Source organism: Pseudomonas sp., from assembly GCF_049300855.1.
Lineage (GTDB): Bacteria > Pseudomonadota > Gammaproteobacteria > Pseudomonadales > Pseudomonadaceae > Aquipseudomonas.
The window spans coordinates 209255-230305 of sequence record NZ_JBAQKH010000054.1 but is presented as its reverse complement, the minus strand read 5'-3'; the positions used below and the strand labels follow the sequence as shown (position 1 = coordinate 230305).

The window sequence follows — 21051 nt, the reverse complement described above, 5'->3', positions numbered from 1 at the left end:
CTCGGATCAATGCGCGCCGAGGTCGCGGATCGTTTGTTTAAGGGTTTCGAAGTCGTAATCCGACAGCCCTACATAGTCGAGTACCAGCGGGCCGACGGCGTTCCATTCGAAATCTTCGGTCTGGTTACCCAGCACGCGATACGAAGCACAAATGTGTTCGGCCATTTTCAGGATCGCCAGCAGGTTTTTCAGCTGACTGTTGCGCGACGACTCATCGCTGAAGATCGCCAGGGCATTATGGTGATTGGCGATGGCCGCACTGACATGCTCCGGCAGCCGCCAGGACTTGGCGGTGTAGTAACCGACCACCGCATGGTTGGTGTTGAACTCGCTGTTCTCGGTATCGACGACCCGGCATTCAGCGCTGGCGTTGGCGTACGCCTTTTCCAGCACCGACATGTAATTGGGGAACCGCTGCAGCATCAGCGGCACGCCGCAATCGTGGAACAGGCCCAAGGCATATGCCTCGTCGCCCGCCTGAGTACCGATGCGCTTGGCCAGTGTCAGGCACGTCATCGCCACGTCCTGGGCGGTGTCCCAGAAACGGTTGAGGGTGACGATGGTGTCGTCGTTCATCTCGCCCTTGATCGACTGCGCGTTGATCAGGTTGATGATCGAACGGCTACCCAACAGGTTCACCGCGCGCTGAATCGAGGTGATCTTGTTGCTCAAGCCGTAATACGGCGAGTTGACGATTTTCAGCAGCGAGCCGGACAGGCCAGGATCCTGAGCGATCAGCTTGGCGATCACCTCCAGGTCCGGGTCGGGCATGTACTGCTCCATTTGCAGATCCACCATGATCTGCGGTTGCGCAGGCACACTGATGCCTTGCAGCGATTGTTGAATCTGTTCGGTGGTCAGCTCTTGGGACATAAGTACACACTCAGGGACAGGCGGCGATTCTAACCGTTGAAACCGCAGGGCGACACACCGATGGGCACATCGCAGGAACTTTCATTCAAGCTCAGGCTTCGGATTTTGTAAGGCGCGACGGACAATTTCTGTCTGCTGCGCCAGTAAATTCCCGCAGACTCAGGAGCTTATCGATGGCCACCTCACTCAATGGCAAGCGCGTCGCTTTTTTGGTAACCGATGGTTTCGAACAGGTTGAATTGACAGGTCCCAAGCAGGCCCTGGAACAGGCTGGTGCCCAAGTCGACATCCTTTCGGCTGAAGCAGGCAAGGTCAAAGGCTGGAACCACGACAAACCGGCAGACGATTTCACGGTCGACCAGACTTTCCAGAGCGCCAGCAGCGAGCAGTACGACGCGATCGTCCTGCCGGGCGGCGTGCAGAACTCCGACACCATCCGTATCGATCAGGATGCCCAGCACCTGGTCAAGACCGGCGCCTCGGCCGGCAAGCCGATCGCAGTGATCTGTCATGGTGGCTGGTTACTGATCTCGGCGGGGCTGGTCAACGGCAAGACCATGACCAGTTACAAAACGCTCAAGGATGATTTGGTCAATGCCGGGGCCAACTGGGTCGATAAAGAGGTGGTCAAGGACGGTCACTTGATCAGCAGCCGCCAGCCGGATGACATTCCGGCGTTCAACAAAGAGCTGATCGACGCACTGTTGGCGTAGAAGTCAAAACCGCTTCGCGAGCAAGTCGAATCGTCGCATCGTCGCATCGTCGCTCCCACACTGGCCTTGTGTCCGTCACAAATCCCCTGTGGGAGCGACGGTGCGACGATTCGACTTGCTCGCGAAGGCGTCGTCAGCGTTTCATCGCTCTCCAATCCCGGCACCAGCCCCAACACGCTATACTCCCGCTCTTTTTTCCGGAGCGACGTCATGTCCCTGCCTAGCCTGCGCCTCAAAGCCAACGCCGACCGTCGCCTGCGCAACGGCCACTTGTGGGTCTACAGCAACGAAATCGATGTGGCCGCCACCCCATTGCACGGCTTCAAGGCCGGCGACCAGGCGATCCTCGAAGCAGCCGGCGGCAAACCGCTGGGCATCGTGGCGATGAGCCCGAACAACCTGATCTGCGCCCGTCTGGTGTCGCGCGACATTAAAGTGCAACTGGACAAGTCGCTGCTGGTGCACCGTCTGAACGTTGCCCTGTCGCTGCGCGAGCGCCTGTTCGACAAGCCGTTTTATCGCCTGGTCTACGGTGATTCCGACCTGCTGCCGGGCCTGGTGGTTGACCGTTTCGGCGACATCCTGGTGGTGCAGATCGCCTCGGCGACCATGGAAGCGCACAAAGATGACGTGATCGCCGCGCTGACCCAAGTGCTCAAGCCAAGCGGCATTCTGTTCAAGAACGATTCTGCTGCGCGTGATGCCGAAGGCCTCAACCGCTACGTCGAAACCGTGTTCGGCCTGGTGCCGGAGTGGGTAGCGCTGGAGGAGAACGGCGTGAAGTTCGAAGCCCCGGTCATTCAAGGCCAGAAAACCGGCTGGTTCTACGACCACCGCATGAACCGCGCACGCCTGGCGCCGTACGCCAAAGGTAAACGCGTCCTCGACCTCTACAGCTACATCGGTGGTTGGGGTGTGCAGGCTGCCGCATTCGGCGCCAGCGAAGTGTTCTGTGTCGATGCGTCAGCCTTCGCCCTCGACGGTGTTGAGCGCAACGCTGCGCTGAACGGTTTCGCCGACAAGATGACCTGCATCGAAGGCGACGTCTTCGAAGCGCTGAAAGAACTGAAAGCCAGCGAAGAGCGTTTCGACGTGATCGTGGCCGATCCGCCAGCGTTCATCAAGCGCAAGAAAGACATGAAAAACGGTGAAGGCGCCTACCGTCGCCTGAACGAGCAAGCCATGCGTCTGCTCAACAAGGACGGCATCCTGGTCAGCGCGTCGTGCTCGATGCACCTGCCGGAAGACGACCTGCAGAACATCCTGCTGACCAGCGCCCGTCACCTGGATCGCAACATCCAGATGCTCGAGCGTGGCGGTCAGGGCCCGGACCATCCAGTGCATCCGGCCATCGCGGAAACCCGCTACATCAAAAGCATCACCTGCCGTCTGCTGCCTAACAGCTGACAACCGTGTGACGGGGAGCCCAGCGGCTCCCCGTTTGCTTTGCGCGCGGTCATTGGCGCCCTGCTGTCACCCTTTCCACACCGAGCTTCCTACACTTGCCTTCCCATTGAAGTGCAGGAAATTTCTTCACGCCCGTTAATTATTGCCATTAGTCTCACAACTTCGGTACAAGCCAAAGATGAGTCCGACAAAATTACTGGAATATTCCTACTTAATATCCACTTGCCAATAATCCATTACAAACTATTATTGAGCTGTCACCACGAGGTGGCATTTACCATTCAATGAACAAGGAGTTCACGTCATGAAAGTTATCTCTATGGAAGGCAACAAAATGGCAAACCTGGCTTTTCTGGTAGCCCCTAAAGCCCGCTAAGCGAGTCTAGACGCCGGGTGGTGCCGGCAACCCGGCGTCTTTACGACCTTCTACCAGAGTCTTCCAAAACATGCACATCAACCCTTATTTATTTATATTGCCGCGCACACCCGCGCCTATCGTCTGGAATTATAAAGATCACATTCAATATGAACTTGAGCTTGACTACTCACTGAGACTAAGCCAACTCATCAACAATCCCGACTTGTTCGATAGTCGCAACAATATAGACATACAACTGCTCAACGCCGGAATCCTGAGTATTTCAAAACAAGACTCTATTGAATGGGGCTGGGACGAGTTATCGAAGATTTATCACATTGGCACGCAAAACATTCCCTGCGAACATATTCCGCACAATATTGATGAGTGGTCGAGACAATATCTGGACCACTGCAGTGAGGTTTTAGCCAAACCCGCACCCTGCGCCGGGCGCGCGATCATCGACGCGACTTCGCGCATCGCATTGCCCACAGCCACCGCACCGTCTCACGACAAGCTGACTGACGCCCTGACCCGGCGCAAAACCTGTCGCTCCTTTACCGGCCGCGCCCTTTCGCTCGACGACGTCAGTACGTTGTTGTACCTGTCATTCGGTTATCTGCAAGAACGCGACAACGCGCAAGACGGCATTGCCGAAGGTCTCGACGCGCGCCGCAGCAGCCCCTCAGGCGGCGGGCTCAACGCTTGCGAATGTTTTCTGCTGGCACAGCATATCGACGGTCTGGAACCGGGCGTTTATGCGTATCACCCTGCCGAACATGTCCTGACACGGGTGAATGCGTGGCCGCAAGCGCCGCTGGGGCAGTTACTCGGCGGGCAGCATTTCATCAACAACCTGCCGCTGGGGTTGTTCATCACCGCCCGGTTCGACCGGTTATGGTGGAAATATGAACACTCGCGCGCCTACCGCATGGCCTTCGTCGAGGCCGGTCATCTGTCGCAATCCTTCCAGTTGATCGCGACAGCGTTGGGCCTCAATACCTGGCTGACCGGCGCATTCACTGACGATCAGGTCGAGGCCCTGCTGAGCATCGAAGGCACGGCCGAGCAACCGCTGTTTTTTGTCGGCTGTGGCGAAAGTGACGGCCAGGCAATGTGTCAGGAGATTCAGGATCTGCTGCGAGGGCCGCAAACATGAGCGCCCTTGATGATGCTCAGGACGAAGCGCCGGTTTCCTGGGCATTGCGCTTTACACTCGGTGACTGGAACAGTCGCGCCTCGGTACGCAGGAGCCCGCACGACTATCAGCTAGCCGATGACGTCCAGCAACAGTTGCTCACTCGTCACTGGTTTCCACCCGCGTTCCTGCCGTACCTGGCACACCCGGCGATCGTCGCGGCAGGTCGCGCCGTTACCCATCGCCTGACAGCCAGTCATCTGGTGCATTTTCTCGACTACACGACGCTGCTCGAGCACCGCATCGTCAATCGCGCCGTCGAGGTTATCGTCCACGGTGAGCTATCGGTCTTCGTGCCGGTACGCATGAAAACCGCCGCGCTCCAGCTCTACACAGACGAGGGCTATCACGCGCTGTTTTCCAATCGCCTCGCCGAACAGATCGCTGACTTGCATGGCTTTACCGGACGTCCGGTGATGCCGTTGCGCATCAGCCGCCTGAACGCACTGATCGCCCGTACGCCTGAAAGCAAGCGGCCATTGGCGTGGTTTCTGCTTGGGTTCGTCTCGGAAACCATCATTGCCCGGGAGTTGCTCGATGTGTGCCGCGACAGTCTGGTGTCCACGGTCAACGACATGTTGCGCGATCACTTGGCTGACGAGGCCCGCCACAGTCGATTTTTCGCCGAGGTGTTCCATTATCTGTGGCTGACACTGAACAGCCGCCAGCGCACCTTCGCCGCCAGAACCGTGCTGATCGTCATCGAGATGTTCTTTGAAGTGGATGCCCGTTGGTTGCAGCAGAGCCTGCGCAGCAACGGCATCGACGAACGGGCCATCGAGGAAATTCTCGGCAGCCTGACCGACACACAAGCCAGACGTCTGCGCGCCAGAACGGGGGCCATCGCCACCGTTGATGCACTGAAAAAGGCCGGTTTCTTCGCCACGCCCAATAACCGCAAGCTTTTCGCCAAGGCAGGACTGCTCGATGAATGAAGGAAAACCTCAGGTCAGCTCCCGTCAACGGCGCGGGGCCATCAGCCTGCTATTGGCCATGGTTTTGCTCGGTGTGTTTCCGCTGGATGTCCTGCTTCCCTCGTTCCCGGCCCTGGCCGAGCACTTTCGCACCAGCCCGGCAGACATTGCACTGTCCATCAGCCTGTTCGCCGTGGGCATTGCCTTCGCGCAATTACTGATCGGGCCTCTCTCGGACGTGATCGGACGCAAGGGCCTGCTGCTGGTGGGCATGAGCATTTCAATGCTCGGTGCCCTCGGCTGCGCGCTGACCAGCGACTACACACTGTTTCTCGGGTTCAGGCTGATCCAGGCCTTGGGTTGCGGCTGTTTCGTGTTGTCCCAGGCGCTGGTGCAGGATCTGTTCGAAGGCGAGGAGCGAGATCGCCTGCGTATCCTGATGGTGACCGCCACAGGGCTGTTCATCTCGGTATCGCCATTGGCTGGCACCTTCCTGCAGGCCAGCCTCGGCTGGCGAGGCAGCTTCTGGGTGTTCACCGCACTGGCGGCAGCGGTGCTGCTCAAGGCCTGGCTGTTTCTCGACAACAGCCGTCCGGCCGCCAGTGACCGTCCGGGCCATTTCCTCAAGGCCTATCAAAGGGTACTGGGAGATTTTGATTTCGTGGGTCACTGGCTGATATCGGCTTTCGCGTTCGCCTGCCATTTCTCGTTCATCGTGATCTCGCCGCTGATCTTCATGGATCAGCTGCAACTGTCGGCCTATGACTTCTCACTGATATTGCTGATCTACGGCGCTGCCTACGTAGTCGGTGGCATCATCGCCACCGTGCTCAGCCGCCGAATAACGCCCGGCCAGCAAATCGTCGTCGGGCTTAGCCTGATCCTGCTCTCGGGGCTGGTCATGCTGAGCCTGAGTGCAACGTTCGAACTGTCACCCGCCACCGTATTGATCCCGATGCTGGTCTGCACCGCCGGCACCACCATTGCCCGGCCGGCGGCCACGTCGCGGGCCATGGGGCTGTTCCCGGAGATCGCCGGTACATCGGCTGCGGCAGGCAGCACACTCATTTTCATTTGCGGTGGATTGATCAGCGCGCTGATCAGTCTGAGCCCGGCCAACCTCCAGTCGACACTGGGTTGCAGCTTTGTCTTGCTCAGCGCCGTGGCACTGGCCCTGAACAGTCGGATCAGCCGGCGCACCAGAACCCTTCAGGTCACTGCCATTGTGCAACCGGGGGCGGACTGAACCTGCCGATCGTCATCCCACACGCCCCCTCGGCGCTGGAACAACACTTTGCGCCATTCCCTCCAGGCGCCAGCGGTGTAGAATCGGCTGATTCATCGCCATTCATCCCCCGGCGGGTTTATGAGCTCAGGCTGAGACCAGCGGCGATCCCGCAACGTCATCGGCAACTTCACGGACACACGGCCATTTCTGAGTGTTCCAGAGGTCAATAGAAGCTCACTCCCATTTAGTACCTGATTAGCCGCCCGGAGTGCTCCATGCCAGATTACCGCTCGAAAACATCCACCCACGGCCGCAACATGGCCGGCGCCCGCGCACTGTGGCGCGCCACCGGGATGAAAGATGACGACTTCAAAAAGCCGATCATCGCCATTGCCAACTCGTTCACCCAGTTCGTACCGGGCCACGTGCACCTGAAGGATCTGGGGCAACTGGTCGCCCGCGAAATCGAACGCGCTGGCGGTGTAGCGAAAGAATTCAACACCATCGCCGTGGATGACGGCATCGCCATGGGTCACGACGGCATGCTGTACTCGCTGCCGAGCCGCGAGATCATCGCCGACTCCGTCGAGTACATGGTCAACGCCCACTGCGCCGACGCCATTGTGTGCATCTCCAACTGCGACAAGATCACCCCGGGCATGTTGATGGCTGCCTTGCGCCTGAACATTCCGGTGATCTTCGTTTCCGGCGGTCCGATGGAAGCCGGCAAGACCAAACTCGCTTCCCACGGCCTCGACCTCGTCGACGCCATGGTGATCGCCGCCGACGAAAGCGCTTCTGACGAGAAAGTTGCCGAGTACGAGCGCAGCGCCTGCCCGACGTGCGGTTCATGCTCGGGCATGTTCACCGCCAACTCGATGAACTGCCTGACCGAAGCGCTCGGCCTCGCCTTGCCGGGCAACGGTTCGACCCTCGCCACCCACAGCGACCGCGAGCAACTGTTCCTGCAGGCTGGCCGCACCATCGTCGAGCTGTGCAAGCGTTACTACGGCGAGAACGACGAGTCGGTATTGCCGCGCAACATCGCCAACTTCAAGGCGTTCGAGAACGCGATGATGCTCGACATCGCCATGGGCGGTTCGACCAACACCATCCTGCACTTGCTCGCGGCCGCCCAGGAAGCCGAGATCGATTTCGACCTGCGCGACATCGACCGTCTTTCGCGCACCGTTCCACAGCTGTGCAAAGTCGCGCCGAACATCCAGAAGTACCACATGGAAGACGTGCACCGCGCTGGCGGCATTTTCAGCATCCTCGGCTCGCTGGCCCGTGGCGGTCTGCTGCACACCGACCTGCCGACCGTGCACAGTCGCAGCATGGAAGAAGCCATCGCCAAGTGGGACATCACCCAGACCACCGATGAAGCAGTGCATCACTTCTTCAAGGCTGGCCCTGCCGGTATCCCGACGCAGACGGCGTTCAGCCAGTCGACCCGTTGGGAAACCCTGGATGACGACCGTGAAAACGGCTGCATCCGTAGCTTCGAACACGCCTATTCGCAAGAAGGTGGTTTGGCCGTGCTGTACGGCAACATCGCCCTCGACGGTTGCGTGGTGAAAACCGCCGGTGTCGACGAATCGATCCACGTCTTCGAAGGCAACGCGAAGATTTTCGAAAGCCAGGACAGCGCCGTGCGCGGCATTCTTGCTGACGAAGTGAAGGCTGGCGACATCGTCATCATTCGCTACGAAGGCCCGAAAGGCGGCCCGGGCATGCAGGAAATGCTCTACCCGACCTCGTACCTGAAATCCAAAGGCCTGGGCAAAGCCTGCGCATTGCTCACCGACGGGCGTTTCTCCGGCGGCACGTCGGGCCTGTCCATCGGTCACGCTTCGCCAGAAGCTGCAGCCGGCGGTGCGATCGGTCTGGTACAGGACGGCGACAAAGTGCTGATCGACATTCCGAACCGCTCGATCAACCTGTTGGTCAGCGACGAAGAACTGGCGGCACGCCGCGCCGAGCAGGACAAGAAAGGCTGGAAACCGGTCGAGATCCGTCCACGCAAAGTGACCACCGCCCTCAAGGCTTACGCCCTGTTGGCGACCAGTGCCGACAAAGGTGCTGTGCGTAACAAAGCGATGCTCGACGGTCTGTAAGTCTTAACCGTCGAACAAAATATGCCCCGCCAAGTGGGGGGCTGATCGTTCCCACGCTCTGCGTGGGAATGTCTCAAGGGACGCGGAGCGTCACGGGCTGCATTCCCACGCAGAGCGTGGGAACGATCAAAGATCGCAGCCTTCGGCAGCTCCTACAGGGGATTCTGCGGCTTACTGAATCTCCTCCGGCTTGACGATCACCCAGTTCTTGTCCGCCGTCACCGGCAACCCTTCTTTCGCCTGCGCCGCTGCGTGCTTGGCCATCATGCCGTTCAACTGCGTCATGTACTTGTCTTTGCGGTTGATCCACAGGTGAATCCCGCCCTTGGCCACATCGACATCGTGGAACAGCATGTAACCGTCGCTGGTCGGGGTATCACCACCGACCAATACCGGTTTTTTCCATTCATCGATGTAGGTGAGGATCGCTGCGTGCTTGCCGGCCATCCACGTCGCCGGCGTCCACAGATACGGCGTCAGTTCGAGCCCAAGGTTGGCCTTCTCGTCATATTTGCCGGCAGTGATCTGCTTGCGCGCGGTGGTCAGTTCGTTGGTTTCACGGTTCTTCAGCAGCGTGGTCACGCCAATGACGTTCTGCGGTTTGACGTTGTAGCCGTACTTCGGATCCGCCGCGACCATGCGCACCAGTTCCTCGGAAGCAGCGGTCATCACGTAAACCTCGATGCCGTTTTCCATCAGCTTGTTGTACAGCTCAACCTGGCCGGTGAAGATTTTCGGCGGCTGCACGTCGAGGTTCTTGACCACATCGCCTTCGTAATACGTCGCCGGCACCGGTTTGCCCGAAGCCATCAGCTCATCGACGTAGCCCTTCAGCTCTTTGAGGGTGAAACCGGAGAACACCTGTGCCACCCACGGGTAGCAGACCATGTCGTCGACTTCGCAGAGGCGATAGTAGTAACTGAACAGGCTTTCCTTGTGGTCGGCGGTGTCCTTGAACGGCATCAGTTTCAGGGAAGGGTCGAGTTTGTCGCGGGTGATCAGGCCCTTGTTTTCCATGAACGGCAACAAGGACTCTTCGAGGTCGTAGCGGTAACTGGTGTTGTCCATGTCGAACACCGCGTAGTTACCTTTGTTGGCATTGGCGGCGATCATCGCGTCCAGCGCCTTGGCCTGATCCACCGGCCAGTGTTTCAGGTCGGTGGCAAAGGCCTGAGTCGCCAGACCCATGCCCACCGTCAGTGCGACAGCCAGAAATTTCGGTGCGAACTTCATAAGCCTCTTCTCCCTGATTCAAAGAGATCGACGCTAACAAATAAGTGTGACAGTCCTCGTCTGTCAGCGACCGCCCGCGCCGCTATTTGCGCCAGATGCATTGCCGAGAGCGACACGCGCTTATTCCAAAAACGACGGACAACCTGCCATTTCGGTATTAAATCATTGCAAATCAAACTGTTAGGCTTGCCGGTTCGCAGCAGCCCCGGAAGGCTGTTGGCAAAGTCTTTCCTGGAGTTCTCATGAACCTACCGTTGATTCTCAACCTGCTGGTGTTCCTCGCCTTGCTCTTCGGTCTGGCACAAACCCGCCACACCACCTGGAGCCTGGCGAAAAAAGTCCTGCTCGCACTGGCGATGGGCGTTGCGTTCGGCGTGGCCCTGCACACCGTTTACGGTGCCGGCAACCCGGTGCTGAAAGCCTCGATCGGCTGGTTCGATCTGGTCGGCAACGGTTACGTGCAGTTGCTGCAAATGATCGTCATCCCGCTGGTGTTCGCCTCGATCCTCAGCGCCGTGGCGCGCCTGCACAACGCCTCGTCGTTGGGCAAGATCAGCTTCCTGACCATCGGCACGCTGCTGTTCACCACCGCGATTGCGGCGCTGATCGGCATCGGCCTGACCAACCTGTTCGGCCTCACCGCCGAAGGTCTGGTCGCTGGCACGCAGGAAATGGCCCGTCTGCAAACCATTCAGACTGACTACGCCGGCAAGGTCGCCGACCTCAATGTGCCGCAACTGCTGCTGTCGTTCATCCCGCAGAACCCGTTTGCCGATCTGGCGCGGGCCAAGCCGACCTCGATCATCAGCGTGGTGATTTTCGCTGCATTCCTCGGGGTTGCTGCACTGCAACTGCTCAAGGATGACGTCGAGAAAGGTCAGAAAGTGATCAACGCCATCGACACCCTGCAAGCCTGGGTGATGCGTCTGGTGCGCCTGGTGATGAAGCTGACCCCGTACGGCGTGCTGGCGCTGATGACCAAAGTGGTCGCCGGTTCCAACCTGCAGGACATCATCAAGCTCGGCAGTTTCGTCGTGGTCTCGTACCTCGGTCTGGGCCTGATGTTCGTGGTTCATGGCTTGCTGGTGTCGGCGGCCGGGATCAACCCGCTGCGTTTCTTCCGCAAGATCTGGCCGGTGCTGACGTTCGCGTTCACCAGCCGTTCCAGCGCGGCAAGCATTCCGCTGAGCATTGAAGCGCAGACCCGTCGCCTGGGCATTCCGCAATCGGTGGCGAGTTTTGCCGCATCGTTCGGTGCGACCATCGGCCAGAACGGTTGCGCGGGCTTGTACCCGGCGATGTTGGCGGTGATGGTTGCGCCGACCGTGGGCATCAACCCGCTGGATCCGCTGTGGATCGCGACGTTGGTGGCGATTGTGACGTTGAGTTCGGCCGGTGTGGCCGGTGTCGGTGGCGGCGCGACGTTCGCGGCACTGATCGTGCTGCCGGCGATGGGCTTGCCGGTGTCACTGGTGGCGTTGCTGATCTCGGTCGAGCCGCTGATTGATATGGGGCGTACGGCGTTAAACGTGAGTGGTTCGATCACCGCTGGCGCGATTACCAGTCAGGTGATGCAGCAGACCGATAAAGCGCTGCTGGATGCCGATGAGCATGCGGAGTTGGCTCAGGCTTAAGCCAAGATGATCGTTCCCACGCTCAGCGTGGGAACGCAGCCCGTGACGCTCCGCGTCACCTGGACGCAGAGCGTCCGTTGAGGCATTCCCACGCAGAGCGCGGGAACGATCTATGTGCGCTCCCAGACTTCGAAGTTGTAGGCAGGTTTGTCGCCCTCAGCTGGATTCGGCACGTTCGACACCAGTTTCCAGTCGTTCAAATCAAACTCCGGAAACCACGCATCCCCTTCCGGGCTCAACGCCACGCGCGTCAGATACAGACGATCCGCCTGCTCCAGCCCTTGCGCATACAGCTGCGCGCCGCCAATCAGCATCAGCTCATCGACGCCCTGCGCTTTCGCCCACTCTTCGGCGCGAACCACGGCTGCTTCCAGCGACGGATAGACTTCCGCACCTTCCAGCACCAGATCGGCCTGACGGCTAACGACGATATTCAGGCGCCCCGGCAATGGTCGACCAAGCGAATCCCAGGTCTTGCGACCCATGATGATCGGCTTGCCCAAGGTCGTGGCCTTGAAGTATTTGAAGTCCCCCGGCAGGTGCCAGGGCATGCTGTTGTCGACGCCGATCACGCGGTTTTCACCGAGGGCTGCGATCAGGCTGAGGGGAAGTGATTTAGTCATGCCGGCGAGGATACCAGAGCCGCGCTTACCCCGATAAGCGCCACAGCGGTTATGCTCAGCGCTCAATTGAGCGACGGGATGCCGCGTGACTGAACTGACTCCACTGCAAAACCTCTGGCTCACCGAGACCGTGCGGCTGCGCGAAGAACATGCCGGTCCCCTGGATGATCTTGAAGCCAACCGACTGGCGCGCACCTCCGGCGGTGATCTGCCGAGCCGTATTCAGCGCCGGGCGTTGTGGCTGGCCGAGCGTGACGGGCTGACCGCAGCTCTCAAACACTGGCTGCAAGGCGCGCGCCTGGCGCTGGTGCTGATGGCGCTTCTGGCCTGCGTCACCGGGGCTGGCATGGCATTTTCTGCGCTCGGCGACGGTACGCGAGCGGTGAACATTTTCTGGGCGCTGGGCACCTTGCTCGGGGTCAATCTGATCCTGCTGCTGAGCTGGGCATTCGGCCTGCTATTCGCTGGCGAACATGCTGCTGCGCTCGGCCGCCTGTGGCTGTGGCTCAGCGAAAAATTTGCCCGGGACGCCAAAGCCGCGCAGTTGCCCCCCGCATTGCTGGTCTTGCTGCAACGCCACAAACTCAATCGTTGGGCGATTGGCACGCTGGTCAATGGCCTGTGGCTGCTGATCATGTTCAGCGCGCTAAGCACGCTGATATTGATGATGGCCACTCGGCAATATGACTTCATCTGGGAAAGCACGCTGCTGGGCGCAGACTTTTTTGCGGCACTGACTGATGCGTTGACGGTTATTCCCCATGCGCTGGGCTGGAGTGCGCCGAGCGTGGACATGATCCGCGTGACGCTGGACACCGATTACAACCGCGTCCTGGTTCGCCAGATGTGGGCGATATGGCTGGTCGGCGCGGTGCTGATCTATGGCGTGCTCCCCCGCCTGCTGCTGATGCTGTTCTGCCGTTGGCGCTGGAAGCGTGGACGTGATCGCTTGCGTCTGGAACTGAACCTGCCCGGCTACGCGCAATTGCGTGAACGCCTGATGCCGACCAGCGAACGCCTCGGCGTCAACGACCCGGAGCCTGCGCAATTGCACCGTGTCGAAAGCGGCGTTGGCGAACTGGTTAGCGAAGGCGCGTTGGTGGTCGCGATTGAACTCGACGAACAACGCCCATGGCCGCCCGCGCTGCCGAAAAACGTCAGCAATGCCGGCATCCTCGACAGCCGCGAATCGCGCCACAAACTGCTCGAACAACTCAGTCGCTTTCCGCCGGCACGTCTGGCAATTGCCTGCGACCCACGGCGCTCGCCGGATCGCGGCAGCCTCGCGTTGATCGCAGAACTGGCGCGCAATGCCGGGGAAACCCGCGTCTGGCTGCTGCAAGCGCCGCCCGGCGAAGCGCTGGACGCCGAACGCCTCGGCGACTGGCACATAGCGCTGCAACAACTGGAGTTGCCGTTCGCCGATTGCGCGCCGTTGAACTGGCTGGAGACTGGCCATGACTGATGCCTGGAAAGCGCCGCTGAAACTTGCAGTGGTCGGCCACACAAACGTTGGCAAGACCTCGCTGCTGCGCACGCTGACCCGCGATGTCGGCTTCGGCGAAGTGTCCCATCGCCCGAGCACCACGCGGCATGTCGAGGGTGCGCGGTTGTCGGTGGACGGCGAGCCGTTGCTCGATCTCTACGACACGCCGGGGCTAGAAGACGCCATCGCCCTGCTCGACTTTCTCGAACGTCTGGAACGCCCCGGCGAACGCCTTGATGGCCCGGCGCGACTGGCGCGGTTTCTCGACGGCAGCGAGGCACGCCAGCGCTTTGAGCAAGAAGCCAAAGTGCTGCGGCAACTGCTCGCTTCCGACGCCGGTTTGTATGTGATCGATGCACGCGAACCGGTGCTGGCCAAGTACCGCGATGAACTGGAAGTGCTCGCCAGTTGCGGCAAACCGTTGCTGCCGGTGCTGAATTTCGTCAGCAGCGCCAACCATCGTGAACCGGACTGGCGTGAGGCGTTGGCGCGGCTCGGGCTGCATGCGCTGGTGCGTTTCGACAGTGTCGCGCCGCCGGAAGATGGCGAACGGCGCCTGTATGAAAGTCTGGCGCTGCTGCTGGAAAATGCCCGTCCGCAACTGGAACGCTTGATTGCTGATCAACAGGCTCAGCGCCTCGCGCGGCAGCAAAGTGCGGCGCGGTTGATTGCTGAGTTGCTGATCGATTGCGCGGCTTGTCGGCGTAGTGTGGTCAGCGAAGCCGAGCAGGAACAGCAAGCGATCAGTGAACTGCGCAAGGCTGTGCGCCAGCGTGAGCAGAAGTGTGTGGAGGCGCTGCTCAAGCTGTATGCGTTTCGTCCGCAGGATGCGGCGGCGAGTGATTTGCCGTTGCTGGATGGGCGCTGGGGTGATGATCTGTTCAACCCGGAAACCTTGAAGCAACTCGGTGTGCGAGTGGGCGGCGGTATTGCTGCCGGTGCGGCTGCGGGGGCGGGTGTGGATTTGCTGGTTGGCGGGATTACCCTTGGTGCGGCGGCGCTGGCGGGGGCGATTGCCGGTGGTGCGCTGCAGACGGCGCGCAGTTATGGCAGCCGGTTGCTGGGCAAGATCAAAGGCCAGCGCGAGCTGACGGTGGATGACGGGGTGTTGCGGCTGTTGGCGTTGCGCCAGCGGCAGTTGGTATTGGCGCTGGATCAGCGTGGGCATGCGGCGATGGATGCGGTTCAGGTGGCGACGCCGCAGGATAAAACCTGGCGTGAGGGCAAATTGCCCGAGGCGCTGAACAAGGCGCGGGCGCATCCGCAGTGGTCGTCGTTGAATCCGCAGGCGAAGTTGAATCAGGGGGAAAGGCAGGAGCAGATTGAGGGGTTGGTTGATCGGGTGCTGGAGCTTTAGATCGCTACCCCCTCACCCCAGCCCTCTCCCCCAAGGGGTAGAGGGGGAAGGGAGCCGATCTTCATGCTTTTCAAACCTGAGTTCGACTGGATATCTCAGGTCGATGTATGGCCCAAGAACAACACGGTCGGCTCCCTCTCCCTCTGGGAGAGGGCTGGGGTGAGGGTCGCAATCACCCGGCCGACAACAAAACCTCAGCCTTGCGCTTCAGCACCGCCAGATCAATCACCGGCACCGCCCTCTCCTTCGCCAGCTCATCCCACTGGCGCATCCGCAAACTCACCGCACACAACGGATCGCGCTCAAACACGTCCGCCTCAGCCTCGGTCATCACCCCGCCCTGATACGCCAGCGTCCGCCGGCTCGCCTCACTCAGCCGATCAAAATACCCCGGCTCACGCAACGTCAGATACCGCTTGGCCTGCACGTGATATTCCACCAGCCGCGCCATGCGCTCGCTGAAACCGGCCTCACGCAAATAATCCGCGCCCAGCCGTTCATGGCTGACCACGCCATACCCGCCCATGTTCTCTGCGCCCTCGGCACACAGATGGCCGATGTCATGGAAGAACGCCGCGAGCACCACTTCATCATCAAAGCCCTCGGCGATCGCCAGTTCGGCAGCCTGGGACATGTGCTCGATCTGCGACACCGGTTCGCCGATGTAATCGTGAGTGCCAAAGCGTTCATACAACCCGAATACGCGGGCAACGACTTGCTCGTGACCTGTCATCAAATTTCCTCCAGCAACTGTGCAACGTTGCGTTCAGCCAGCGCCGGGCCGACGCTCATGCCGACGCCGGTGTGCATCAGCGCCACACTCAATCCCGCTGCCGGGCGCAGCAACGAAAACGGCCCCGGCCCCCGAGAACCATAGACGCCCTGCCAGCGCTCGACCACTTGCACCTTGCAGCCCAGCGTCTGCTCGGCCAACTCGATCATCCAGTTATCCACTTGCTCGGCGTTGAACGGTGAAGGGTCGCTGCCGTAATGGTGCGAGTCGCCGATGATCAGTTCGCCGTAGGGCGTCGGGCTGATCAACAGGTGGATGCCGTTGTCGTGCAGGTGCGGTTGTTCGCGGAGGATTTGCGCCTGCACCGCCGCCGCTTCCGGCAGATCGGCGAAGGCGCCGTAATGCACGCAGCTGAGGCCGGTGAGCAAGGCGTGTTGCAGATTCAGATCGATCTGCGGTTTGGCGCGGAGCATTTGCAGGCGGCAGATTTGCGGGTCGAGCGCCGCGATCGGTTCGGCCAGCAGAGTCTGATAGTCGTGGCCGGAGCAGACGATGATCTGCCTGGCGGTAAAGCTGCCGGCGGTGCTGTGCAGGCGCCCGGGTTCGACGTCGCGCACCAGTGTCGAGAAGTGAAATTCGACACCGAGGTCGCGGCGCAGGTAAGCGATCAGCGCTGGAATCGCTTCGCGCGAGTACAGCTGTTGATCGTCGATGCCATGAAGGGCGGCGCGGTGATGACTGAACTGGCCTTTGTACAAGTCGCGCAGTGCCGCGCCGCGCAGCAATTGAATGTTGTAACCGTGCTCCACGGCGCGGCCGTTGCAGAAGGCTTCGAGCAGGTGTTCTTCGGCTTCGGTGCGGGCGAACAAATAGGAGCCGTTGCGTTTGATTTGCAGGCCGGCGAGTTGCGCCCAGTCGCCCCAGATCTCGCGGCTGGCCTTGGCCAGTTCGAGCATTTGGCCGGGTGGCTGGCCGGTGACCAGCGCCTGGCCGAAGTTGCGCACCGAAGCGCCCAGCGGCGTGGCGGTGCGTTCGAAGACGGCGACTTTGAGGCCACGTTTGGCGGCGGCGTAGGCGTGGGACAGGCCGAGGATGCCGGCGCCGACGATGAGCAGGTCTTTGTGTTGTGTCATTTAGAGGTGCTCTGAATGAGAGGCCGTCATCGCTGGCAAGCCAGCTCCCACACGGTTTAGAGGTGTTCACAAAATCTGCGTCCACCACGAATCACTGTGGGAGCTGGCTTGCCAGCGAAGGGGCCCTGTCAGTCGATAAAGATCTTACTTGGCGACGACTTTCTCGGACTTGCCGTCATAGCGCTTGCGCCACTCGGTCAGGATCTCGTCGCGATTCTTCGAGGCCCAGGCAAAGTCGTTCTTGATCAGGCGTTGCTCATAATCCGCCGGCAATTCGGTCTGCGGCTTGGCGATCCCTGGCTGTGCAAGAACAGCAAAGTTCTCCTTGTACAGATCCATCGCCTCAGCACTCGCCGAGAAGTCAGCCAGTTTCTTCGCCGCGTCTTCATGCGGCGTGCCTTTGATCACCGCAGTCGCTTCGATCTCCCAGCCCAGACCTTCCTTCGGCAGGATGATGTCGAGTGGCGCGCCCTGACGCTTCAGCTGTACGGCTGGGTATTCAAAGGAAATCCCGATCGGGAACTCCCCCGCCGCCGCCAGTTTGCAAGGCTTGGAACCGGAGTGAACGTATTGGCCGATGTTCTGGTGCAGACCGTCCATGTACGCCCAGCCCTGCTTCTCGCCAAAGGTTTGCAGCCAGGCGCTGACGTCGAGGAAACCGGTGCCGGACGACGCCGGGTTCGGCATGACGATCTTGCCTTTGTACTCAGGCTTGGTCAGATCCTGCCAGCTCACCGGTTTAGTCAGGCCCTGCTTCTCGGCTTCGACGGTGTTGAAGCAAATCGTTGCGGCCCAGACGTCCATACCGACCCAGGCTGGCGGGTTGGCGGCGTCGCGGTAGTTCGCGCCGATCTTGCCGAGATCCTTCGGCGCGTAGCTTTGCAGCATGCCTTGCTGATCGAGGATCGCCAGGCTCGAAGCCGCCAGGCCCCACACCGCGTCAGCCTGCGGACGGGCCTTTTCGGCGAGCAGTTTGGCGGTGATGATCCCGGTGGAATCACGCACCCATTTGATCTCGACGTCCGGGTTGGCCTTTTCGAACGCGGCTTTGTAGGCGGTCAGTTGCTCGGCTTCGAGGGCGGTGTACACCGTCAACTCGGTTTTTGCCGCGAAGGCATTCAGGCTGAAAGTAGCGAGCACAGCAGCGGCCAGGGCCATAGGCTTGAACATGATCGGTATCCTGTCTTTTGAGTTGAGGGTGTGAATCAGTGACCAGGCGTGGTTTGCCGCCAGGCTTGAGAACGGCGCAGCAAGCCGCGCGAAGCCCACGCCAGCAGCAGGGACACGCCCGCCGAGGTGAACAGAATCAGGGTCGACATCGCCGCCGCGCCGCCAACGTTGCCGGCGTCATCCATGTTCAGCACCGCGACCGCCGCGAGGATGGTGTCGGGGCTGTAGAGGAAGATCGCTGCCGACACGGTGGTCATCGCCGAGACGAACAGGTAGCGCACTATGTCGAGCAGCGCCGGCAGGCAGATCGGCACGGTGACGCGCAAGTAATGCCGATACAGCGGCGCCTTCAGCGACAACGCAGCGGCTTCAAATTCGGCGTCGAGTTGACGCAGTGCAGTGGTCGCGGTCATTTGTGCAGTGGTCAGGTAGTGCGCAATGGTGCAGACAATCAGCAGCGTCATCGTCCCGTACAGCACATGCAGCGGGTTGCCGGTGAGGTTGAAGAAGAAGACGTAACCCAGACCGAGCACCAGCCCCGGCACCGCCATCGGCACAAAGCTGAGCATGCGCAAGGCCAGATTGAGGCCGCGTTGGCTGCGGGTTTTCTCCATCAGGTAAGCGCCGGTGAAGATCAGCACGCTGCCGATCAGTGCCGTGCCCAAGGCCATCTTCAGGCTGTTGCTGTAGGCCAGCCAGCCACCGCCGGCGGTTTCGTTGAACTGATAGTGGTTGAGCGACAGCGACAGGTTGTACGGCCAGAATTTCACCAAGGAGGAGAACACCGCCATGCCGAACACCAGAATCAACGCGGCGCTGATCAGCAAAACAATCGCCAGATAGCAGCCATCGCGCAGCTTCGACGGCGCCGGTTTGAACACCTGCGCCCGCCCGCTCATGGAGTCACCGTGACGGCGGCGCAGCCAGGCATCGACACCGAAGCTGAACAGCGCCGGCAGCAACAGCACCATGCCGATCAACGCGCCGCGACCGAATTGTTGTTGGCCGACCACGGCTTTGTAGGCCTCCAACGCCAGCACTTGATAGTCGCCACCGACCACCACCGGCACGCCGAAATCGGTGATGGTCAGGGTGAACACCAGACAGAATGCGGCAAACACAGCCTGGCGAGTGGCCGGCCAGGTGATGCTGCGAAACGCCTTGGCCGGACTGGCGCCCATGCTCGACGCCGCATCAAACAGTCGCGCATCGGCCAGCGACAATGCGGAGAGCAAAATCATCAGCGCATGGGGAAAGGTGTAAATCACCTCACCCAGCACAATCCCCCAAAACCCATAAATGTTGTCCGAGAGCAGCCCGCGCAACATGCCTTGGTTGCCGAACAGATAGACCAGCGCAATCCCCGGCAGCATCGACGGCGCCATCAGCGGCAGCAGGGAAATCCCGCGCCAGATGCCTTTCGCCGGAATCAACGTGCGTTGCAGCGCGTAGGCAAACAGGTAAGCCAGCGGTACGACGATGGCCGCAACGCTGAGGGAAACTTTCAGACTGTTGCCGAGCAGCCAGTGGAAGTTCTCGCTGGTGACCATTTCCTTCGCTGCGATCCAGCCACCGCCCTGCCCGGCCTCATTACTAAAGCCACGCCAGAAGATCGCCAGCAACGGCAGCAACACCGCGACGCCGAGCAACAGCAGCAGAAGGACTTTGCCGCCGACAACAAAAATACGATCGCCGATCTCGGCTTTGGAGGTCTGTCGCACCTGCTTGTGCGGTAGCGGCAGCGCGAGGTTGCTGTTCATCAGGCAAACACCTGCAGACTGCGCGGCGGCAAGGCGACCATGATCTGCTGGGCGCCGAGGCGCGGCATGGCTTCCGGGGCGAGTTCGGCGAGCAGCGCGTGGCCCGGCAATTGATCGAGTTCAAAGCTCATGCGGCAACGATTACCGAGGAAGGTGATTTCGCGGACTTTGGCCGGAAACAGGTTTTCTTCGTGCACCGGCGGATTGACGTTGATCGCTTCCGGGCGGCAGAACAAACGACCCGAGGCGCGCTGAACGCTGCCGTCGCTGAGGCGCAGGTTCATTCCGCCGACCTGCGCGTGGCTGTCGCTGCTGCGCTGGAACGGCAGCCAGTTGCCCTGCCCGACAAACTCGGCCACGAACGGCGTGGCCGGGCGGTTGTAGATTTCCTGCGGGGTGGCGTATTGCTCGACGCGACCGTTGTTCATCACCGCGATACGGTCGGCCATGAGCATGGCTTCGTCCTGATTGTGCGTGACCATCAGGGTGGTGATGCCGAGGTTGCGTTGCAGCTGGCGCAGTTCGGTGCACAGATGCTCGCGGACCCGGGCGTCGAGCGCCGACATCGGTTCATCGAGCAACAGCAGCGACGGTGCCGGTGCCAAAGCGCGGGCCAGCGCCACGCGTTGCTGTTGGCCGCCGGACAATTGGCCGGGATATTTTTTCTCGCTGCCGGTGAGGCCGACCAGTTCGAGCATCTGCCCGACACGGCGGCGTACTTCGTCGCGACCGCTGCCGGCGAGGCCATAGGCAATGTTCGCTTCGACGGTCAGATTGGGGAACAGCGCGTAGGACTGGAACAAAATCCCGTAGTCACGGGCTTGCGGGGCGAGGTGCGAGACGTCGCGATCACCGAGGTACAGCTCGCCGCTGTCCTGTTTTTCCAGACCGGCGATGCAGCGCAGCAAGGTGGTTTTGCCGCAGCCCGACGGGCCGAGCAGGCACACCAGTTCACCAGCAGCGACGTCGAGGGAGACGTTATCCAGTGCGGTGAACGCGCCGAAGCGTTTCTGCACGCCGCGCACTTTCATCGGCGCACCGGGGTTGGTCAGGGCAGTTGCGATGGCAGGATTCATGGACAGACCTCATCAAGCAGATGAGGCCAATCCTAGAG

Annotated in this window: 17 protein-coding genes; 9 read left to right on the top strand and 8 right to left on the bottom strand. The window is 60.6% G+C overall.

All coding sequences use genetic code 11. From position 1 onward, the window contains the following. Nucleotides 1-6 precede the first annotated feature (6 nt). Nucleotides 7-819 (bottom strand): HDOD domain-containing protein, encoded by an 813-nt coding sequence (locus WA225_RS26270; RefSeq protein WP_174823985.1) that lies wholly within the window; start codon nucleotides 817-819, stop codon nucleotides 7-9. Nucleotides 820-1046: 227 nt separating this feature from the next. Here WA225_RS26270 and WA225_RS26265 point away from each other — a divergent pair, with 227 nt between their 5' ends. The 6 genes from WA225_RS26265 to ilvD all read left to right on the top strand — a co-directional run bounded on the left by WA225_RS26265 (nucleotide 1047) and on the right by ilvD (nucleotide 8808). Then, nucleotides 1047-1586 (top strand): type 1 glutamine amidotransferase domain-containing protein, encoded by a 540-nt coding sequence (locus tag WA225_RS26265; RefSeq protein ID WP_422610227.1) that lies wholly within the window; start codon nucleotides 1047-1049, stop codon nucleotides 1584-1586. A 210-nt stretch (nucleotides 1587-1796) separates the two neighbouring features. After that, nucleotides 1797-2993: a class I SAM-dependent rRNA methyltransferase gene (locus WA225_RS26260; RefSeq protein ID WP_422610226.1), complete on the top strand. Its 1197-nt coding sequence runs from the start codon at nucleotides 1797-1799 to the stop codon at nucleotides 2991-2993. A 446-nt stretch (nucleotides 2994-3439) separates the two neighbouring features. Continuing rightward, complete coding sequence (locus tag WA225_RS26255; RefSeq protein ID WP_422610225.1) at nucleotides 3440-4510, top strand: SagB family peptide dehydrogenase; 1071 nt, start codon at nucleotides 3440-3442, stop codon at nucleotides 4508-4510. Continuing rightward, entirely contained in the window at nucleotides 4507-5484 is a 978-nt protein-coding gene (locus WA225_RS26250; protein ID WP_422610224.1) for a diiron oxygenase, read from the top strand. The genes WA225_RS26255 and WA225_RS26250 overlap by 4 nt, the downstream gene beginning before the upstream one ends. Continuing rightward, entirely contained in the window at nucleotides 5477-6709 is a 1233-nt protein-coding gene (locus WA225_RS26245; protein WP_422610223.1) for an MFS transporter, read from the top strand. Before WA225_RS26250 ends, WA225_RS26245 begins: the two co-directional genes overlap by 8 nt. Before the next feature lie 257 nt (nucleotides 6710-6966). Further along, nucleotides 6967-8808 carry a dihydroxy-acid dehydratase gene (ilvD, locus tag WA225_RS26240; protein ID WP_008088424.1) on the top strand — a complete coding sequence of 614 codons (1842 nt, stop codon included), beginning with the start codon at nucleotides 6967-6969 and terminating at the stop codon, nucleotides 8806-8808. A gap of 171 nt (nucleotides 8809-8979) precedes the next feature. Here ilvD and WA225_RS26235 read toward each other — a convergent pair whose 3' ends face one another. Beyond that, the gene (locus WA225_RS26235; RefSeq protein ID WP_422610222.1) at nucleotides 8980-10041 is read right to left on the bottom strand and encodes a haloacid dehalogenase-like hydrolase; all 1062 of its coding nucleotides are present in this window, start codon (nucleotides 10039-10041) and stop codon (nucleotides 8980-8982) included. Between the two features lie 242 nt (nucleotides 10042-10283). Between WA225_RS26235 and WA225_RS26230 the strand changes: the two genes are divergently transcribed. Then, nucleotides 10284-11675 carry an L-cystine transporter gene (locus WA225_RS26230; RefSeq protein ID WP_038358898.1) on the top strand — a complete coding sequence of 464 codons (1392 nt, stop codon included), beginning with the start codon at nucleotides 10284-10286 and terminating at the stop codon, nucleotides 11673-11675. Between the two features lie 110 nt (nucleotides 11676-11785). Here WA225_RS26230 and WA225_RS26225 read toward each other — a convergent pair whose 3' ends face one another. Then, complete coding sequence (locus tag WA225_RS26225) at nucleotides 11786-12298, bottom strand: dihydrofolate reductase (RefSeq protein ID WP_422610221.1); 513 nt, start codon at nucleotides 12296-12298, stop codon at nucleotides 11786-11788. An 85-nt stretch (nucleotides 12299-12383) separates the two neighbouring features. On the opposite strand from WA225_RS26225, the gene WA225_RS26220 reads away from it, so the two are divergent. Together WA225_RS26220 and WA225_RS26215 are read left to right on the top strand one after the other, a co-directional pair. Next, nucleotides 12384-13763, top strand: coding sequence for a DUF2868 domain-containing protein (locus WA225_RS26220; protein WP_422610220.1), 1380 nt, complete (start codon nucleotides 12384-12386; stop codon nucleotides 13761-13763). Beyond that, on the top strand, nucleotides 13756-15141 hold the full coding sequence (locus tag WA225_RS26215) for a GTPase/DUF3482 domain-containing protein (RefSeq protein WP_422610219.1): 1386 nt from the start codon (nucleotides 13756-13758) through the stop codon (nucleotides 15139-15141). Before WA225_RS26220 ends, WA225_RS26215 begins: the two co-directional genes overlap by 8 nt. Before the next feature lie 172 nt (nucleotides 15142-15313). On the opposite strand, the gene WA225_RS26210 is transcribed toward WA225_RS26215, so the two are convergent. The 5 genes from WA225_RS26210 to WA225_RS26190 form a co-directional block, all read right to left on the bottom strand. Then, on the bottom strand, nucleotides 15314-15874 hold the full coding sequence (locus WA225_RS26210) for a phosphonate degradation HD-domain oxygenase (protein WP_422610218.1): 561 nt from the start codon (nucleotides 15872-15874) through the stop codon (nucleotides 15314-15316). Then, nucleotides 15874-17007, bottom strand: coding sequence for a TIGR03364 family FAD-dependent oxidoreductase (locus WA225_RS26205; protein ID WP_422610217.1), 1134 nt, complete (start codon nucleotides 17005-17007; stop codon nucleotides 15874-15876). The genes WA225_RS26210 and WA225_RS26205 overlap by 1 nt, the downstream gene beginning before the upstream one ends. A gap of 144 nt (nucleotides 17008-17151) precedes the next feature. Then, nucleotides 17152-18177, bottom strand: a complete 1026-nt coding sequence (locus WA225_RS26200) for a putative 2-aminoethylphosphonate ABC transporter substrate-binding protein (protein ID WP_207848367.1) — start codon at nucleotides 18175-18177, stop codon at nucleotides 17152-17154. A 35-nt stretch (nucleotides 18178-18212) separates the two neighbouring features. Further along, nucleotides 18213-19937: a putative 2-aminoethylphosphonate ABC transporter permease subunit gene (locus tag WA225_RS26195; RefSeq protein ID WP_422610216.1), complete on the bottom strand. Its 1725-nt coding sequence runs from the start codon at nucleotides 19935-19937 to the stop codon at nucleotides 18213-18215. Continuing rightward, nucleotides 19937-21013, bottom strand: coding sequence for a putative 2-aminoethylphosphonate ABC transporter ATP-binding protein (locus tag WA225_RS26190; protein WP_016983207.1), 1077 nt, complete (start codon nucleotides 21011-21013; stop codon nucleotides 19937-19939). The genes WA225_RS26195 and WA225_RS26190 overlap by 1 nt, the downstream gene beginning before the upstream one ends. Nucleotides 21014-21051: the final 38 nt, after the last annotated feature.

Excerpts from the sequence above, each read along its gene's own strand:
- WA225_RS26195 (WP_422610216.1), bottom strand. The coding sequence starts at position 19,937 with ATGAACAGCAACCTCGCGCTGCCGCTACCGCACAAGCAGGTGCGACAG.
- WA225_RS26260 (WP_422610226.1), top strand. The coding sequence starts at position 1,797 with ATGTCCCTGCCTAGCCTGCGCCTCAAAGCCAACGCCGACCGTCGCCTG.
- ilvD (WP_008088424.1), top strand. The coding sequence starts at position 6,967 with ATGCCAGATTACCGCTCGAAAACATCCACCCACGGCCGCAACATGGCC.
- WA225_RS26205 (WP_422610217.1), bottom strand. The coding sequence starts at position 17,007 with ATGACACAACACAAAGACCTGCTCATCGTCGGCGCCGGCATCCTCGGC.
- WA225_RS26210 (WP_422610218.1), bottom strand. The coding sequence starts at position 15,874 with ATGACAGGTCACGAGCAAGTCGTTGCCCGCGTATTCGGGTTGTATGAA.
- WA225_RS26265 (WP_422610227.1), top strand. The coding sequence starts at position 1,047 with ATGGCCACCTCACTCAATGGCAAGCGCGTCGCTTTTTTGGTAACCGAT.
- WA225_RS26200 (WP_207848367.1), bottom strand. The coding sequence starts at position 18,177 with ATGTTCAAGCCTATGGCCCTGGCCGCTGCTGTGCTCGCTACTTTCAGC.
- WA225_RS26255 (WP_422610225.1), top strand. The coding sequence starts at position 3,440 with ATGCACATCAACCCTTATTTATTTATATTGCCGCGCACACCCGCGCCT.
- WA225_RS26215 (WP_422610219.1), top strand. The coding sequence starts at position 13,756 with ATGACTGATGCCTGGAAAGCGCCGCTGAAACTTGCAGTGGTCGGCCAC.
- WA225_RS26190 (WP_016983207.1), bottom strand. The coding sequence starts at position 21,013 with ATGAATCCTGCCATCGCAACTGCCCTGACCAACCCCGGTGCGCCGATG.
- WA225_RS26225 (WP_422610221.1), bottom strand. The coding sequence starts at position 12,298 with ATGACTAAATCACTTCCCCTCAGCCTGATCGCAGCCCTCGGTGAAAAC.
- WA225_RS26230 (WP_038358898.1), top strand. The coding sequence starts at position 10,284 with ATGAACCTACCGTTGATTCTCAACCTGCTGGTGTTCCTCGCCTTGCTC.
- WA225_RS26245 (WP_422610223.1), top strand. The coding sequence starts at position 5,477 with ATGAATGAAGGAAAACCTCAGGTCAGCTCCCGTCAACGGCGCGGGGCC.
- WA225_RS26235 (WP_422610222.1), bottom strand. The coding sequence starts at position 10,041 with ATGAAGTTCGCACCGAAATTTCTGGCTGTCGCACTGACGGTGGGCATG.
- WA225_RS26250 (WP_422610224.1), top strand. The coding sequence starts at position 4,507 with ATGAGCGCCCTTGATGATGCTCAGGACGAAGCGCCGGTTTCCTGGGCA.